Below are 978 nucleotides of genomic sequence, written 5' to 3' on the forward strand. Positions count from 1 at the left end.
CCGTCTGGTGACGCTGGGTGATGACAGCCGGATCGAGATCGACGCCAACCGGGACGGCGTGTTCGAAAGCGCGGTGACGCTGGAAGGCGTTACCGGCGGCACGCTCGTCACCACGGACGGTGGCCCGAGCCAGATGGATATCCGCGTTGCGTTCGGGGCGATGAAGCCTGCCACGAGCGGCAACGATGTTCTGATCGGCACGTCTGGGGCGGACGTGATCGACGGCGGGGCCGGCAACGACGAGGTGCTGGGTCTTGCGGGGAATGACAGTCTGTCGGGTGGCGAGGGCAGCGACACCTTGCGCGGCGGCGAAGGCGACGACACGCTGGACGGTGGATCAGGGTCCTACAGCTACGATTATCTCTATGGCGGAGATGGCAAGGACACGCTGCGGCTGAGCAACGGCGGCTATGCTTATGGCGATGCAGACGACGACGTTCTTGATGCGCGTGGGATCGTGACGGGTTCCAGCTCTACGAGTTCGGCGTACCTGTATGGCGGGGCGGGCAGCGACAAGCTCTATAGCGGCGCTGGCTCGGATAATCTATCCGGTGGCGATGGCGACGACACGCTGGAGGGCGGCGCGGGAGCGGACACGCTTCAAGGCGGAGCGGGCGCCGACAGCCTGACGGGCGGTTCCGGTGTCGATCAGTTCGGCCTGGGCTACCTCTCGAACGGCAGCGACCTGAACGGCGATCGGATCACCGATTATGAAAGCGGCGAGAAGCTGACGTTCTCGTATTACAACTACGACCCGGTGACGGGGCTCGCGAAGGTGCCCGACATCCGTCTGGTGACGCTGGGCGGTGACAGCCGGATCGAGATCGACGCCAACCGGGACGGCGTGTTCGAAAGCGCGGTGACGCTGGAAGGCGTGACCGGCGGCACGCTCGTCACCACGGATGGCGGCCTGAGCCAGATGGATATCCGCGTTGCGTTCGGGGCGACGAAGCCTGCCACGAGCGGCAATGATGTTCT

Annotated in this window: 1 protein-coding gene; it reads left to right on the plus strand. The window is 65.1% G+C overall.

Annotation, left to right across the window (positions count from 1 at the left end):
• Positions 1–978, plus strand: a 978-nt coding sequence (locus tag NS365_RS25250; RefSeq protein WP_275477566.1) for a calcium-binding protein, incomplete at both ends; no start/stop codon positions are given.

This window comes from Aureimonas ureilytica (assembly GCF_001475935.1).
Taxonomy (GTDB): domain Bacteria; phylum Pseudomonadota; class Alphaproteobacteria; order Rhizobiales; family Rhizobiaceae; genus Aureimonas; species Aureimonas ureilytica_A.